11 protein-coding genes are annotated in these 15,259 nt (G+C 59.8%); 7 read left to right on the forward strand and 4 right to left on the reverse strand.

The features are described 5' to 3' along the window. Window positions 1–282: 282 nt before the first annotated feature. The 4 genes from L9B60_RS24190 (at window position 283) to L9B60_RS24205 (ending at window position 7,941) form a co-directional block, all read left to right on the forward strand. Window positions 283–1,038, forward strand: a complete 756-nt coding sequence (locus L9B60_RS24190; RefSeq protein ID WP_249673492.1) for an Ig-like domain-containing protein — start codon at window positions 283–285, stop codon at window positions 1,036–1,038. A 234-nt stretch (window positions 1,039–1,272) separates the two neighbouring features. After that, window positions 1,273–3,345: a hypothetical protein gene (locus tag L9B60_RS24195; protein WP_249673493.1), complete on the forward strand. Its 2,073-nt coding sequence runs from the start codon at window positions 1,273–1,275 to the stop codon at window positions 3,343–3,345. A gap of 233 nt (window positions 3,346–3,578) precedes the next feature. Continuing rightward, on the forward strand, window positions 3,579–5,816 hold the full coding sequence (locus L9B60_RS24200) for an autotransporter outer membrane beta-barrel domain-containing protein (RefSeq protein ID WP_249673494.1): 2,238 nt from the start codon (window positions 3,579–3,581) through the stop codon (window positions 5,814–5,816). Window positions 5,817–6,396: 580 nt separating this feature from the next. Further along, window positions 6,397–7,941, forward strand: coding sequence for a hypothetical protein (locus tag L9B60_RS24205; protein ID WP_249673495.1), 1,545 nt, complete (start codon window positions 6,397–6,399; stop codon window positions 7,939–7,941). A gap of 9 nt (window positions 7,942–7,950) precedes the next feature. Here L9B60_RS24205 and L9B60_RS24210 read toward each other — a convergent pair whose 3' ends face one another. After that, window positions 7,951–8,595, reverse strand: a complete 645-nt coding sequence (locus L9B60_RS24210; protein WP_249673496.1) for a DUF1345 domain-containing protein — start codon at window positions 8,593–8,595, stop codon at window positions 7,951–7,953. 175 nt (window positions 8,596–8,770) lie between these two features. Here L9B60_RS24210 and L9B60_RS30495 point away from each other — a divergent pair, with 175 nt between their 5' ends. After that, entirely contained in the window at window positions 8,771–8,905 is a 135-nt protein-coding gene (locus tag L9B60_RS30495) for a hypothetical protein (protein WP_283780532.1), read from the forward strand. A gap of 1 nt (window position 8,906) precedes the next feature. Here L9B60_RS30495 and L9B60_RS24215 read toward each other — a convergent pair whose 3' ends face one another. Both L9B60_RS24215 and L9B60_RS24220 read right to left on the reverse strand, forming a co-directional pair. Then, entirely contained in the window at window positions 8,907–9,914 is a 1,008-nt protein-coding gene (locus tag L9B60_RS24215) for an aldo/keto reductase (RefSeq protein ID WP_249673497.1), read from the reverse strand. A 79-nt stretch (window positions 9,915–9,993) separates the two neighbouring features. Further along, entirely contained in the window at window positions 9,994–11,301 is a 1,308-nt protein-coding gene (locus L9B60_RS24220) for an MFS transporter (protein WP_249673498.1), read from the reverse strand. A 150-nt stretch (window positions 11,302–11,451) separates the two neighbouring features. Between L9B60_RS24220 and L9B60_RS24225 the strand changes: the two genes are divergently transcribed. After that, window positions 11,452–12,549 carry a sugar diacid recognition domain-containing protein gene (locus L9B60_RS24225; RefSeq protein ID WP_249673499.1) on the forward strand — a complete coding sequence of 366 codons (1,098 nt, stop codon included), beginning with the start codon at window positions 11,452–11,454 and terminating at the stop codon, window positions 12,547–12,549. Window positions 12,550–12,661: 112 nt separating this feature from the next. Beyond that, window positions 12,662–13,789, forward strand: coding sequence for a glycerate kinase (locus tag L9B60_RS24230; RefSeq protein ID WP_249673500.1), 1,128 nt, complete (start codon window positions 12,662–12,664; stop codon window positions 13,787–13,789). Window positions 13,790–13,898: 109 nt separating this feature from the next. On the opposite strand, the gene L9B60_RS24235 is transcribed toward L9B60_RS24230, so the two are convergent. Continuing rightward, window positions 13,899–15,095, reverse strand: coding sequence for a DUF8534 domain-containing protein (locus tag L9B60_RS24235; protein ID WP_249673501.1), 1,197 nt, complete (start codon window positions 15,093–15,095; stop codon window positions 13,899–13,901). Between the last annotated feature and the right edge of the window lie 164 nt (window positions 15,096–15,259).

The following is a 15,259-nucleotide window of genomic DNA, read 5'->3' on the forward strand; positions in this document are numbered from 1 at the left end:
GCAGGGGTACTGCTCACGGGCCTGATTCCTCTTATGGGTCTTATCGCCAGGCGGCGTCGAATACGGTTGAAACCGGTTTCAGAAGACACCAGGCGGGCCGGGCTGTCAAGCCCTGCCGTGCGTCGAGTATACAAGAAGGGGGGGCAGAACTGTCATTTCTTACAGTAGGCAGCGCGCCGAACAGACAGTTAAATAAAAGAGCTTCATCCGAATTATTAACCCGGGCACTGGCGCTGAGTTGCTGCACGCGCTCGCTTATTTTTCAAGTAAAGGAGTATAGAAATGGTCAACTCGAGAGCAGCCGTGACTGAGGCAGGGGCTCCACCACTCAGCATCGTCGACGCGCTGCCAAATAATGGCGATGGCTTAGAAAATCTTTTGCCAGTGGCGGCGTTAGGGGGGAATTTAAACGTTGCGGTGCCGGCGGCTTGGCCATCATCGCCAATTCCTGGCCGTTTTGACCGGTTGAGTGTTTACCTTGATAACGACTTACTTTCCCCGGTTTTCATTGGCTCCTATCCAGCAGGGCTAATAGGGGTGGAGTTTCCCCTGTCGATCACTCTTCTGAGTGAACATTTTCGACGTGAGGGGCAACATGTTCTGACCTATGAAGTGATAGATGGCGCAGGTAATGTGAGGAATGGAGACCCCAGCATTTTCACCGTTGACACAACGGCGCCCAATTGCAATCAGTCGGGTTACCCACTGGAAACCTTCGGCGTGACCGTGGTGGACGAAGCCTTGCTGCTCGCCCACGCCAATAGCCTCCCAACGGCCGTGCCGCCCTACACGGAGCAACGGCCAGGCGACACAGCCGTCCTGTATTTCAGCACCGTACAAGGGGTGCGTGGGCTTCAAGTGGCCACGGCTCAAGCGAGCGACTTCAGCAGCCCCATCAACCTTCCCGTGCCGGGTGATCATGTGCGCGCTTTTGCCAATGGCCCGCTGTATGCCACCTATATGCTGGAGGATCGTGCCGGAAATGTCGCCACGGTAGGCTCGATCGAAAAAGCCTTGATCCTGGCCTTGGTGCCTTGACCTGTGCCCAGGGCGCTTGCTGTTTGAGTACCCTTTAACCAGCGACCGTTGGTCGCCTATACAAGAAAAAGTGTCGTCAACTGTCATTTCTAACAGTAGGCAGTTTACCGAATTGAATCTCTAATGATGCAGCGGTAACGGAATCGCTGAAAGAATCTAAACATGGCAATTTTCGCACCTGCACTCAGACGCTGCGGCGTCCGACTGCCTCTTGATCGTAACGGAGTACTGACGATGAATATGTTCAAAAAATACACGCCCGGTGAAATTGAAAGTATAAAGACACTGGCGGCTAACGCGCGTCAAACCAAGCGTGACGAATTGTCTATTCAATCAAATGCGGTGACGGTTGTACCGAACATCGTGGTGCGTGATGCGTTGGCCGACAATGGCGATGGGCATGTCAATTTATTACCATTGGATAAGCTGCAAGAGCCGTTGAGGTTGATGATCGAGACGGCGTGGGAATCATCGCCAGTCCCCAATAGGTTCGATACGCTTACCGTGTTCGTGGACGGCGATGAACGTGATCCCATCTTTACTCGACAGATTCCTTCTCGCGAAGTACCCAACTCGTTCCCATTGGAGTTCACTGCGGACATCGAGCGTTTTCAAAGCTCCAAGGCTTATCGCCTGAACTATAAAGTGGTCACGGGCAACGATAACAATGTCGATTCAGACACCACCATCTGCACCGTCGACTTGATGCCCCCCCACGCAGGTCAAGAGCTCAACCCACTGGACTTGGGCGGTGTGTTCACCGTCACTGAAGATTTTTTGAACGCCAACGGCAATGCCTTCCCGGTAACGATCCCCACCTACAATGACAAGCGAATCGGCGATATAGGGATCGTATATCTGAGCTCGCAGGAGTCATTGAACGGTGCGGAGGTTGCCACTGAGACGGTCGTGGTGGTCACTGACCCGCTGCGCCTGCAAATTCCGGGCGCCGCCCTGCGCGGTTTTCAGGATGGCACGTTGTACGCCCGCTACCGGTTGCGTGATCGGGTGGGGAACTTTAACCCCAATTACTCGCCAGTGGTCGCATTCGACTTGTCCTTGAGCGCCCAGCCGTTGAACCCGGCGGCTCCGCGAGTCGATTTGGCTGAGCCACCAGAATATCTTATCGACCGTGAAGATGCGTTCTTCCCAACCACTGTTGAGGTCGACCACTACGATGAGTGGCTGGCGGGCGGCGATACCATTATTATTTACTGGGGCACTCGGGAAATCAGGACGGTCACCCCGATTTTGGCGAGTGAATTCCCTCTCAGTGGGTTGGTGACTTACGGCAACCTTGTCGAGGGCGGTCTTGGGCCCAAGTCTGTCAATGCCTGGTACAAGATTGTGCGGGGTCGGCAGAATTGGGATTCGGACGACTTCCCGGTCACCGTGGATATGCGTGTGCCGGGCATTCCCAACCCAGACCCTGATCCAATCAACCCCAACTTGCTCATTCCCGTTCTGCAGGGTCGGGGCATTCCCGCATCCCCTGCTAACCAACTGTTGGCGGCGGACAAGGACTTGGACGCAGATGTCAGCGTAACGCTGTGGCCTGCCCCGGGACCTTCCCCGGTACTAGATGAATACATCCAGTTGATTTGGGATGGCGTGGAAGTGCCGTTACCCGCTGGACGCTATGTGTTCGATGGCACTGAGGCGGCCGGGCAGAAATTTGATTTTGTCTTGGACAAGGATTTGATCGCAGCCGCAGGGCAGCGCCCGGATGTTCCCTTGCAGTATCGTTACGGTTCGCCAACGATTCCCAATGATAATCTCTCCCCGATTGAGCAGGTTTTGATCTCGACATTCTCGATTGGAACCTTGTCCCCCCCCAGCTTTCCAGATGCAGCGGGCGAATACAGCGATCTTATCGCCTGTGCTCAGGCACCCTGGAACGGTGTCCGCGTGAGAGTCGACGGTGATCTGGACAATTTCGATGCCAACGATTTGGTGGAAGTGCTTTGGGATGGCTGGGACTATGGGGCGGACGCGTTGATTCCCGGCTCCGAGGGCAGTTTGGCCGTGACATTAACGGCTGCGGAGGCGCGCGAAGGGTTTACCCGGACTATCCCGTTTGCCGGCAGTGTCCAGACTATTGGTACCGTGCCATTGGGGGCTGGTTTCCTGCGGGCAAGAATCAAACTGACCAAGGTTAACCCAGTCAGTGAGAAGGAGTCGTCCACGACCGAAGTGTGGATTGCATTGATGAACGCCGCGGGTTGCTTCTGCACGTCGGCCACCGCCTGCCGCGCCAGTTTTGATGAGGGCAATGTTGTTGGCGGCAAAACACAGCGCTCAGTGTAGTTGGGCTCGTTAGAATAAACCTGGCAAAAAGAATATTCCCACGAGCCTGTGGGAATATTCTTACATTTGGTATGCCCATGTCGCTTTATGATGTGCGCCTAAGTTGGAGTGGCAGATACCGTTCGATGCAATTAAAAGCTCGTTCTTGGTGTGCATGAATATTTGTTTTCATGAGGCTGTTTCGATGAGGTTCAATAGTTCATAAGCGAAGCTAACTGACAGGGTGCAGTGTCATGTATACATTTATCAAGGGGAAGGAGTTCCCGGTTTGTTGTGCGGCGGTGATCATGTTCGCCGGTGGTTTTACTGCGACGTCCCGGGCCGCAGAGGTGTTGGTTAACGAACAGCGAACCGTGAATACCGCAACGGGGTTGGATTACAGTTTATTTACTCAGTCGCAGTTGGATGTGACTGCCGGCGGCAAAGTTGCGTGGGTCAGCAGCCAGGCAGCTTCTACCGTCAATTTGAGCGCTGGCGCCAGTGCCGAGCGTATTTTGGCACAGGACTCTACCGTCATCTTGACGGACAGTACGGTTGATACCCAGGGCGCGGCAACCATTGGGCTGGGGCTTTCCTCCAGTAATGCGACGATTGCCAACTCCACCATCATGGCCAGCAATGGCATCGGCATACGCGTGGCTAGCGTTGCCGGCTCTACCGTGCGCTCCAGCGCGAATGTAGCGGACAGCACCATCACCGGTACGACCAGCGGCGCTGTGGTCACCCTCGGCAGCACGCTCAATTTAAGCAACTCCACCGTGCGTGCCAGCGAGGGTGACGGGGTGGCTATTCAAGGCGGGGGCATTGTCAGCGCCAGTGACAACAGCGTTTTGCGGGGGCGTGAAAGCGGTGTCAGTTTCGATGGCAGCCTTTTCGAAGGCGAAGGCTCGTTGGTATTGGATCATAGCCAGGCAGTGGGTGAAGCAAGCTCTGCGATCAGCGTGGTCGAGGGGGCCAGTGCGAGCATTCAGGTGAATAACCAATCCACGCTCAAGGGGGCGGATGGCAACCTGCTTTCGGTGGCAGGCGGCTCCACTGCGCTGTTGAGCGTCAATAACAGTGCGGTGGAGGGTAATGTCGTGAATGAAGTGGGCAGCAGCACCACTGTCATCCTTCAAGATCAGGCGCGATTGACCGGGCAGATGAGTAACGTCAGCGGCCTGACGGTCGAGCGCAATGCCCAATGGCTTTTGACCGGCGATAGCACAGTCAACGCGCTGACCATGAGTGGCGGCACTGTGGCGTTAGGGACCACCGCGCAGTTTTACCAGTTGTCATTGCAAAGCCTTGAAGGCGCCGGGACATTCGCCATGAGCGGCGATTTTGTCAGCGGGCTCAAGGACCTTCTCTCCGTCAGCGGCCAAGCCAACGGCCAGTATGGGCTGGCCTTCAGCAGTAGTGGCGCGGAACCTCAGACGAACACCAGCCTTAAGGTCGTCGAGACCGGAGGCGGCAATGCCCAGTTCAGTTTAGTGGGGGGCACTGTGGATCTGGGTGCCTTCCAATACAACCTTGCGCGCCATGACAACGATTGGTACCTGGAGGCCACCACCGCGTTGACACCTGGCGCTCGGTCAGTGATCGCTTTGTTCAATACGGCGCCAACGGTCTGGTATGGCGAGTTGTCATCACTTCGTAGTCGCATGGGCGAGTTGCGACTCAATGGCGGGCAGGCAGGTGGCTGGGTTCGCACCTACGGTAACAAATACAATATTTCCGATGCTTCTGGGGTCGGCTACCAGCAAACCCAGCAAGGGATTTCCTTGGGCGCCGATGCACCCCTGCCATGGGGTGATGGGCAATGGTTGATCGGGGTATTGGGCGGCTACAGCAAGTCGGACCTAGACCTTGATCGCGGTACATCCGGAACTGTCCACAGCTATTATGCAGGCCTTTATTCAACTTGGCTGGACCCAGAAAACGGTTACTACTTCGATGGCGTGGTCAAGGTTAACCGCTTCAGTAACCAGGCCGATGTCGCATTAAGTGATGGCTCTATCAGTGATGGCAAATATGACAATTCCGGTGTGGGCGCCTCGGTCGAATTCGGAAGGCACATTGCACTGTCGAACCAGTACTTCATCGAACCTTTCGGGCAGGTTTCCGGCGTGGTCATCCAAGGGCGCAATTATTCTTTGGACAACGGCATGCAGGCGCAGGGAGATCGTGCGCGGTCTTTGCTGAGTAAGGTTGGCTCAACGGTCGGCCGTACATACGACCTGGGCCCTGGGCGCTACCTGCAACCCTACGTGAAGGCGGCATGGGTGCATGAGTTTGCGAAAAACAACGAGGTTCAGGTCAATAACAATGTGTTCAACAATGATCTGTCAGGCTCGCGTGGTGAGCTGGGTTTCGGCGTTGCGCTGTCACTGTCCGAGCGTGCGCAAGTACACGCAGACTTCGACTACAGCAATGGCAATGGGGTTGAGCAGCCTTGGGGCGGCAATATCGGGGTCAGGTTCGCCTGGTGAGGCAGGCTTAACAATGGGGCCGCTGTTTTAGTGGCTATAGACCGTTCGTCTTAACTGGTATTTATGACAGTTACCGAGCATCGGGCAGGGCTATTTAATGGGGTTCAATTCCCTATGAGATAGAGGCGTTATCATGACAGATACTCCCTTCCCTGACGGCTCGGTCGGGCGCTTGCTGAGCGGGCCGGAGATCCCCGACGGCCTTGCTCCATTGAGCGGTGAAACCGCTTGGTTGCTACCTCGCCTTTTTCAAACGCAGTCTTTACGCATAACCTTGCCCAATTTTTGGGCGCCAGGCATTGCGGAATGGCACCGGATCGAATTTTTTTGGGACGACATTTATCGAGCGCAAGTGCGCTTGCACTTGCCCCAGGCAGGGGACTTCCCGCAAACTTTCACGATTCCGGAAATCGACCTATCTCGTCCCGGGATCTTCAAGTTGCACTATGTTGTCTATCTGGAGCCTCTCCCTAACCCCGCAATTTCAGATCCGATATGGGTAAACCTTGACAAGGAAGCCCCTAACTTCGGCGCGCGTGGCGGGCCCCTCATCTTCCCTGCGCAGGTCATCGCAGGCGGCGTGACCGACGCCTACCTGGCCGCCAACAGCGACCAGGTGCAGGCACAAGTACCGCGCTGGCCAGACCTCAAGGAGCAGGATCGGGTCGAGTGCTACTGGTTCTCGCCAATCGTGTCGGCCATCGATGCAGAAACACCGGTGACGACGCTGACCATCGAACCGCGCCACGTCAACGGTGATCCGATCATCGTGACGTTCACCGGTGACATGATCCGAGGCAAGGGTAACGGTAATTTCAACGCCACCTACGTGCTGTTTGATCGGGCGGGTAACGAGAATGACGAGTCGGTGGTCGAACGCGTTGCGGTAGCGCTGACGCAACCCCCCGCCGACCTGCTGCGCCCGCGCGTGCCGCTGGCCGACGTCGACGGTTTGATCAATCGCGCCGATGCGGCTGCGGGCGTGCGGGTATTGGTGGATGCCTATACGAGCCCGGAGCCAGGCGACGAGGTCACCGCCAGTTGGAACAGCACTGATCTGGGGACCGTGCCGGTCACGGGGGCGAGTGCCTTCCCGGTGGAGTTCAGCGTGCCGTGGAGTACGATTCGGGCCTACGGTGAGGATGCGCCCTATGGCGCCACCGTGACCTACCGGGTGCGCCGCGGCGCGAGCGAACCGCCATCCCCGGCCAATACCTTCAATGTGGATTTGCGCATCCCAGGCCCGCCCAACCCCGACCCCGATCCCATCAACCCGGCCCTGGCGCTGGTCGATGTGTATGGCGGCGGTGCGAACCCGGTGCTCAACCTCATCCGCCCGGCAGACATCAACCTGCCTGCCACGGCCACGGTGCTGCTGTATGCAAACCCCCAGCCTGACGAGGTCATGCAACTGTTCTGGGCCGGCGCGCCCGTGCCCGGTGCGCAGTACACCGTGCAGGCGGGGGATAGCGAGTTCAAGCCGATTGCGTTCATCATCCCTTGGGCGCTGATCGACGGCGCGAGCAGCCCGGTGCCGGTGTACTACACCATCACCAATGGCACCAACCCACAGCAGTCGCGCAATACTGCGGTCGTGGTGAGGAGCGCGTTGTTGCCCAACCTGCCTATCCCGCAGTTTCCCGACCGTAGCAACAACTTCTACATCAACTGTTGCACCGCTTACCGTCCCTGGCTGGGCATCCGCGTACGCGTGCCCATGGATAGCCGGTTCGAGGTGGGCGACACCCTGGGTGTTCAGTGGAAGGGCTACCAGTCCACCAATCTGGTCCACCCCGTGGCGGGCATGGTCAACACCTTTGAAAAGGTGCTGGTTGCCGCCGACCTGACGGGGCAATACGTCGAGTTTCTGATCGAGTCCTACGACCAGTGGATCGTGCCCATCGCGACCATGCCCAAGCCTGAAATGCCGGGCAGTACCAACCCCGATGGGTCGGCCTCGGTGGTGTGCGAGCTGACCAAGACCGATGGCGGCTACGGTGTGTCCGAGCTCGATTATGTGAAACTCTCGCTGGTGGCGCCTGGCTCGACCCAGGCGTGTAGGGAGGGTTTTAGTTGCCCATCGGACGTGGGCCCCGATGAGGCCTGGGCGCAGTTAAAGGGCTAGGGCAAGCGCTCAATTGAGCAAGCCTGCGGCGATATTGATCGAAAAGCCCAATATCGCCGTATTGAACACAAAGCCGATCAGCGAATGCCCCAGCACCACCCGGCGCAATGCTCGGGAGGCCACCCCTACGTCCGAGGTTTGCACGGCCACGCTGATGGTGAACGAGAAGTACAGAAAGTCCCAGTAGTCGGGGGCTTTCTCCTCGTCGGCGAATTTCAGCGTCGGCACTTTGCCCTGATCGGTGTAAAACAGCCGGGCGTAGTGCAGAGCAAAGATGACCCCGATCAGCAGCCAGGAACTGACGATGGTGAGCCCTGTGAGCACGTAGTGCAGCGTCCGGGTGCCAGGGGGCAGGGCCTTGCTGCCGGCCAGCTCCACGCCAATGGCGGCCAGGCTGGCGATGGCGGCCAGGCACACCGTGAAAAGCACAAGCCCGGCGTTTTCGTCTTCCACCTGGGCGGTGCGTTTGACCTTGGCGGCTTTGGCGGTCACGGTCAGCCAACCGAACAACAACAAATACAGCCAAATACCTGCGTTCCAGCCGACAAGCGTACGCATCATCGGGTCCAATGGAAGAAAAAAACCGATCAACGCGCCAGTTATCGCGGCGCTGGTCAGTCGTGGGTGGGTGCGGGCGAGGTTCGGGAACGGCATTTAGGCCTTTGATTTATAAGTATTATTCAGCTATTGGGGCGAATATTTACGTGGCCGCAGGTGGTGAAAATAGGGGAACTCTTATTTTTCACGATTGTAAACTGTCATTTCTAGCAGTTGGCAACGCAAGGTTCTTGAGGTGCAATGTACGAAAATTCCTACAAGGAGGTTCAAAATGTCCGATACAAAGAAGCCTGGCGGCAATGACCGGCCCCCACTTGTCGTCTATGAGTCCGAGGTCATCATCAAAGTTGCAGCCGCCGTCGTGAAAAAACCGGCGGCCAATGACTCAGGTTTTGCACTGCGCTGAATCAGCGCACGATGCGGCCACTGACGAAATGGCTGACATCGTTGTAGCCAGCGGTGGAAGGGTGCCCCGGCGTGACCAGCGAATCGATGAACGCCTCATCCTCTGCACTGACCGACACCTGTAAGGCCTTGGCATACGTGTCCCACTGCGCTTCGGTGCGTGGGCCGACGATGGCCGAACTGACCAGCGCATTATTGAGCACCCAGGCGATGGCGAACTCGACGATGCCCACGCCCTTGCCCTCGGTGTAGGCCTGGATCTTGCGGGCGATCTCCAATGATTCTTGCCGCCATTCGGTTTCCAGGATGCGCTTGTCCTGGCGACCCGCGCGGCTGCTGCTGTCGGGGGCGACGCCAGGCGTGTACTTGCCACTCAATACGCCACGGGCCAGGGGGCTGAACGGCACCACGCCCAGGCCGTGGTAGGCGGCAGCAGTCAGCTGTTCGGTTTCCACCTGGCGGTTGACGATGTTGTACAGCGGCTGGCTGACGACGGGCAAATCCACGCCCTGTTGCTTGGCCACGTTGCAGATCTCGGCAATGCGCCAACCACGGAAGTTGGACACCCCCCAATGGCGGATCTTGCCTTGGCGCAGCAGGTCGCCGATTGCGCTCACAGTAATGTCCAGGGGGGTGTTCAGGTCATCGCGGTGCAGGTAGTAGATGTCGATGTAGTCGGTGCCCAGGCGCGTCAGGCTGGCTTCGATGGCATTGAACACATGCTTGCGCGACAGGCCTGCGCGGTTCGGCACGCCATCTACCGGGCCGAAGCCCACCTTGCTTGCCAGCACCCAATCGTGGCGGTTGCGGGCGATGCCTTCGCCGACGATTTCTTCGCTGCGGCCGGTGTTGTACACATCGGCGGTGTCGATGAAATTGATGCCCTGGTCCCAGGCCTTGTCGATGATGTGCAGCGAGTCTTCGGTGCTGGTCTGTTCACCAAACATCATGGTGCCCAGGGTCAGGCTGGACACCTTGAGACCGCTGTTGCCGAGTGCGCGATAATTCATTGAATGACGTCCCTTTGCTGAACTGACGATGAAAAACCTTCAGGCTTTTTTACACAGTTCTGCAAAGGGATGCCAGCCCTTAAACCCTGCGCGCACTGACCTTCAACGCCACCAGGCTGCCCACCACGATCAAGGCCGCCAACGCATACAGTGCCGCATCAGTGGACCCGGTCGAATCCTTGATGAAGCCGATCAGGTAAGGGCTCAAAAAGCCTGCCATTTGCCCCACCGAGTTAATGATCGCCAACCCCCCGGCAGCCACGCCCGCGCTCAGGAAGGCGGTGGGCAGCGGCCAGAACATCGGCAGGCCGGTGAGGGCGCCCATGGTGGCGATGGTCAGGCCCAGGATGGCAATGGCTGGCGTGGTGGCGAAGTTCACCGCGATCACCAGGCCCACGGCGCCCATCAGCATCGGCACCACCAGGTGCCAGCGGCGTTCGTTGCGCAGGTCCGCCGAGCGGCCCACCAGCAACATGAAGACGCCCGCCAGCAGGTAGGGGATGGCGCTCAGCCAACCGATCACCAAGGCGTCGTTGAAGCCCAGGTTCTTGATGATCGACGGCAGCCAGAAGTTGATCGCGTACACGCCGCTCTGGATGCAGAAGTAGACAAAGCCCAAGGTCCAGATCAGCGGGTTGGCGAACACCGCGCCCAGCGATTCGTTGGCGTACACCGGTTTGTTGCGCGCCTCTTCTGCAAGGTCGTGTTCCACCACCTGGCGCTCGCCAGCGGTCAGCCAGGTGGCCTTGGCAAAGCTGTCACTGAGCAGGAAATACGCCAGGCAGCCAAGGATCACCGTGGGGATGCCCTGGATCAGAAACATCCACTGCCAGGCGGCCAGGCCGTGTTGGCCGACGGCGAAGTGGTTGAGAATCCAGCCGGAGAACGGGCTGCCGAGCAAGCCCGACACCGGGATGGCCGACATGAACAGGGCCATGATTCGCCCGCGGCGTGCCCCCGGGAACCACTGCGAGAGGTACAGCACGATGCCTGGGAAGAAACCGGCCTCGGCCGCGCCGGTAAACAGGCGCAGCACGTAGAACTCCATGGGCGTGGTGACGAACAGCAGGCAGGTCGACAGCAAGCCCCAACTGATCATCATGAAGGCGATCCAGCGCCTTGGCCCGAAGCGGTTCAGCGCCAGGTTGCTGGGCAGGCCGCACAGCACGTAGCCGATGAAGAAAATACCGGCGCCCAGGCCGTAGATGGTCTCGCTGAATTTCAGCGCGTCGAGCATCTGCAACTTGGCAAACCCGACGTTCACCCGGTCCAGGTAATTGAACAGGTAGCAGATGAAGATGAAGGGGATCAGGCGCAGGGTAATGCGCCTGTACACCGCGTTCCGGGTGCTGTCGGTGCCCGTGGGGGAGGCGAGGCTTGCAGACATGGGTTTCTCTCTATTTTTATGGTGTAGTGCGTGATCGTTGGTCACTACAAGAGTTTCGACCACTGTGCGCGAGCTGTCTTTGTGCGGTTGCACAGGGCGGCGGATCCCGCGTAGTGCGACAATACAGAAAATGCCGAGGATGCTGAGCTTATGTTCGAACTGGATCATGACCTGGCGCAAGATATCGTCGACCGGGCAATGGCCATTTTGCCGTGCAACGTCAATGTGATGGACAGCCAGGGGCTGATCCTGGGCAGCGGTGAACCGGAGCGCATCAACACCCGCCACGAAGGTGCGCAACTGGTCTTGGCAAACGGGCGCAACGTGGAGATCGACGCGCAGGCCGCCAAGTGCCTCAAAGGCGTGCAGGCCGGGGTCAACCTGCCGTTGATGCTCGACGAGCGATTGATCGGCGTGCTGGGCCTGACCGGCGACCCGGAGCAGTTGCGCACCTCGGCGCAATTGGTGCGCATGACCGCCGAAATGTTGCTGGGCCAGCGCCGCCAGCAGGTCGAACAGCAGTGGCGTCGCCAACGTTGCGACGATCTGTTGGCCTTGCTGCTGGGGTCTTCCGGCGATTCGCAGCGGCTGCTCGAAGAGGCCCGGCAACTGGGGCTCAAGCCGCAGCTGGCACGTACCCCGTGCCTGCTCGAATGGACCGGCGGGCAGGGCGGCGACAGCCTGGCCACCTGGCTGATGGGCCGCTACCCCGACAGTTGGTGCGTAAGCCCGGCGCCGGGTTCGCTGTTGTGGTGCCCGCCTGGCCCGGCGTTCGATGCGCAACGCCTGCTGGCTAAATTGGCCGGCGCAGGCTTCAGTGTGCAGCGCATGGCCTTGGCGTTGCCTGCCGACAACCTCGAGGCGCTACGCCGTGGCTATCGCTGGGTGCGCGACCTGGTGGCCTATGGTCGCGACGTGCTGCCCGCCGAGCAATGCCTGACGCTGGCCCGCTATCGGCTGCCGGCCATGCTGTGGCGCCACCGCGGCGACGACACCCTGGACGAATGGCTGCTGCCACTGCGCAGGATCATTGCCAAAGACAGCAACGGCCAGTTGCTGGGCACCTTGCGCGCCTGGTGCGAACACGATGGGCAGAGCCAGACCTGCGCCGACGCGTTGGGTATCCACCGCAACAGCCTGCGCTACCGCATGGAGCGCATCGCCGAGTTGAGTGGCGTGGACCCCAACCGCCTGGAGGGCATGCTGACCCTGTACCTGGGCGTGCAGCTATTGCCGGCCGCGCCCTGAAAGGGCTTTGTAGGAATGAACAATAATGCCGGGCCGCCCTTGTGCAGCGGCCAGACGCCGGTCGCGGTAGTCACTGGCAACATGGGCTACAACAAGAATCGGAGCCGTCATCATGAAAATCGTCATTGCCCCAGACTCGTTCAAGGACAGCTTGAGCGCCGCAGGTGTGGCCGCGGCCATTGCCCAAGGCGTGGCGCAGGCCTTGCCAGAGGCGCAGATCGTGCAGTGCCCCATGGCCGACGGCGGTGAAGGCACCATGGACGCTATCCTGGCCGCCTGCGATGGGCAATGCCGTAGCTTGAGCGTCGAGGGCCCACTGGGCGCGCCGGTGCTGGCGCGGTGGGGCTGGTTGGCCGACAGCGCCACGGCGATCATCGAAATGGCCGAGGCCAGTGGCCTGCAATTGCTCAAGCACGCCGAGCGTGACGCCACGTTGACCAGCACATTCGGCACTGGCCAGTTGATTGGCGCAGCGTTGGATGCCGGCGCCAAGCGCATCATCCTGGCGATCGGCGGCAGTGCCACCAACGATGCCGGTACCGGCATGCTCCGGGCCTTGGGCTTGGGGTTGTTGGACGCCCAAGACCGGCCCTTGGCCAAGGGTGGCCTGGCCTTGGCCCAGGCACGGCGCCTGTGCGTCGCGCAAATGGACCCGCGCCTGGCGCAGGTGCGTTTTGAGGTGGCGGCGGACGTCAGCAACCCCTTGTGCGGGCCTAACGGTGCTTCGCATATCTTCGGCCCGCAAAAAGGTGCCAACCCTGGTCAAGTCTTGGCACTGGACAGCGCCCTGGGGCATTTCGCCGACCTGTGCGCCCAGGCGTTGCAACACGATGTGCGTGATCAACCGGGCAGTGGCGCTGCCGGGGGCATGGGCTTTGCGGCCAAGGCCTTTTTGGGCGCCACCTTTCGACCGGGCGTGGAAGTGGTGGCCGAACTGACGGGGCTGGCCGAAGCCATGACCGGCGCCGACCTGGTGATCACCGGGGAAGGGCGCTTGGACTCGCAAACACTCAATGGCAAGACCCCCTTGGGCGTGGCCCGCGTGGCCCAGGCCCAGGGCGTGCCGGTGATCGTCATTGCCGGCACCTTGGGCGAGGGGTACGAGCACCTGTACGAGCACGGCATCCATGCGGCGTTTTCCGTCACCAGCGGGCCCATGACGTTGGAGCAGGCATGCCGCAATGCCGCGCCCCTGTTGCGCGACCGGGCGCGGGATGTGATGCGGGTGTGGGCGCTGTAGGAGCGGATTTATCCGCGAAAGATTCACCGCATTGAATCAGGCATACCGCAGTGCGGCCTTCGCGGATAAATCCGCTCCTACGGGGATCGGTGGGGCGTTGCAGGGGCGGTCAATCACGTTCGCGCATGAAGAACCCGGCCACGTACTTGCCAAAGGTGTCCAGGCTCTTGAAATCGGCCAGGCGCTTGAAGGTGTCGCTGCTTGGTTCCGGCCCCAGGGGCTCTTTCATCAGCGACACCGACAGCACTCGGTCGCGGTCGGAGCTGAGCACCAACTCGTCCATCACCTCGCCGCCTATCACCGGGCGGCGCATGATCACCGCCACGCCCTTGCTGGCCATCCAGTCGATCAACGACACCAGCATTTTCAGCGGTTCGCGTTCCTCGTCCCGGTAAACGGGAAACAAGTGCCCGCGCGACAATACCGGCACCGTGGCCACGTGGACCATTTCGTAAAACTGGCTGCCGGCGGTGGTGGGTGAGTAAATGGCCAAGGCCAGCAACGGGCCGCTGGTACGGGCACCGCCCCACAGCAGGTGGTGGCCCTGGAAGTCAAAACCGTTGGCACTGCGCTCGTTGAGCACCTTGCGCGTGCGAATGTCGCTCACGCAGTCCAGCAGCAGGCCATGGCGGCGCTGCTCGCCGAAGGCCGTCGAGTCCTTGAGCCGCCCCTTGAGCATCATCATGTGCTTCATGTCGATGCGCGTTTCCAGGTAATGGCTGGCCGGTACACGCTCAACCAAGGGGTAACGCGCCGCCACGCCGCGCAGGTCGGCGAACTGCTGGGTCAGGTCTTTTTTCAGGTGCGAGGCAAACACGTTCAGCCCGCTGGCTTCGATCAGCGTCACCAGCAAGGACAGCAGGCGGTGCTGTTCCTTGCGTTGGGCAGTGCTGCCGTTGCCGGTGCTCTCGCCGTCTTGGGCTGCGCGAAAGTCACCGATCAGCCGCAGCGGCATGTCCGGTGGCAACCAGGCAGCGGGCAAGGCGTCTTGATCGTTAAGCGGTGCACCCGGGTCACGTTCATCCTTGATGAAGGGGCAGTCGGGCGCATGCTCGGCGGTGCCCGGGTTGTTCTTTAAAAACAACGTGCCGGTGCTGCTGTTGAGCGTCACGTTCATCACCGGCAATGCCTTTGGCTGGCAATCGCACGCCAGCCACTGGCCCTGGCCACGGATTTTAAGCAGCCACTGGTTGGCCTGCAGCAGGCGGTGGCCTTCCAGTTGGCCCTGGACGAAGCCTTCCACCAGCACCTGTTCGGCCGGGGTGAGGGTACGCACCAAGGCACCGCTCTTTTCGATGATTCGCATAGGGTTCAGGCCGTTGTACCGTTGACGGGTATGGCTGTATATATAGCCAGTCATTCAGCAAGTCAATGGTGGCGGAGTTAAAAGGACATCGATTGACGGCGCCGGGCCGCCAGGAGGATAAAACAGGCAGACGCCACAGAGCGCTCCCGACCCAGCCTCAGGAC

Origin of the sequence: Pseudomonas abieticivorans (genome assembly GCF_023509015.1) — a bacterium.
GTDB lineage: Bacteria > Pseudomonadota > Gammaproteobacteria > Pseudomonadales > Pseudomonadaceae > Aquipseudomonas > Aquipseudomonas abieticivorans.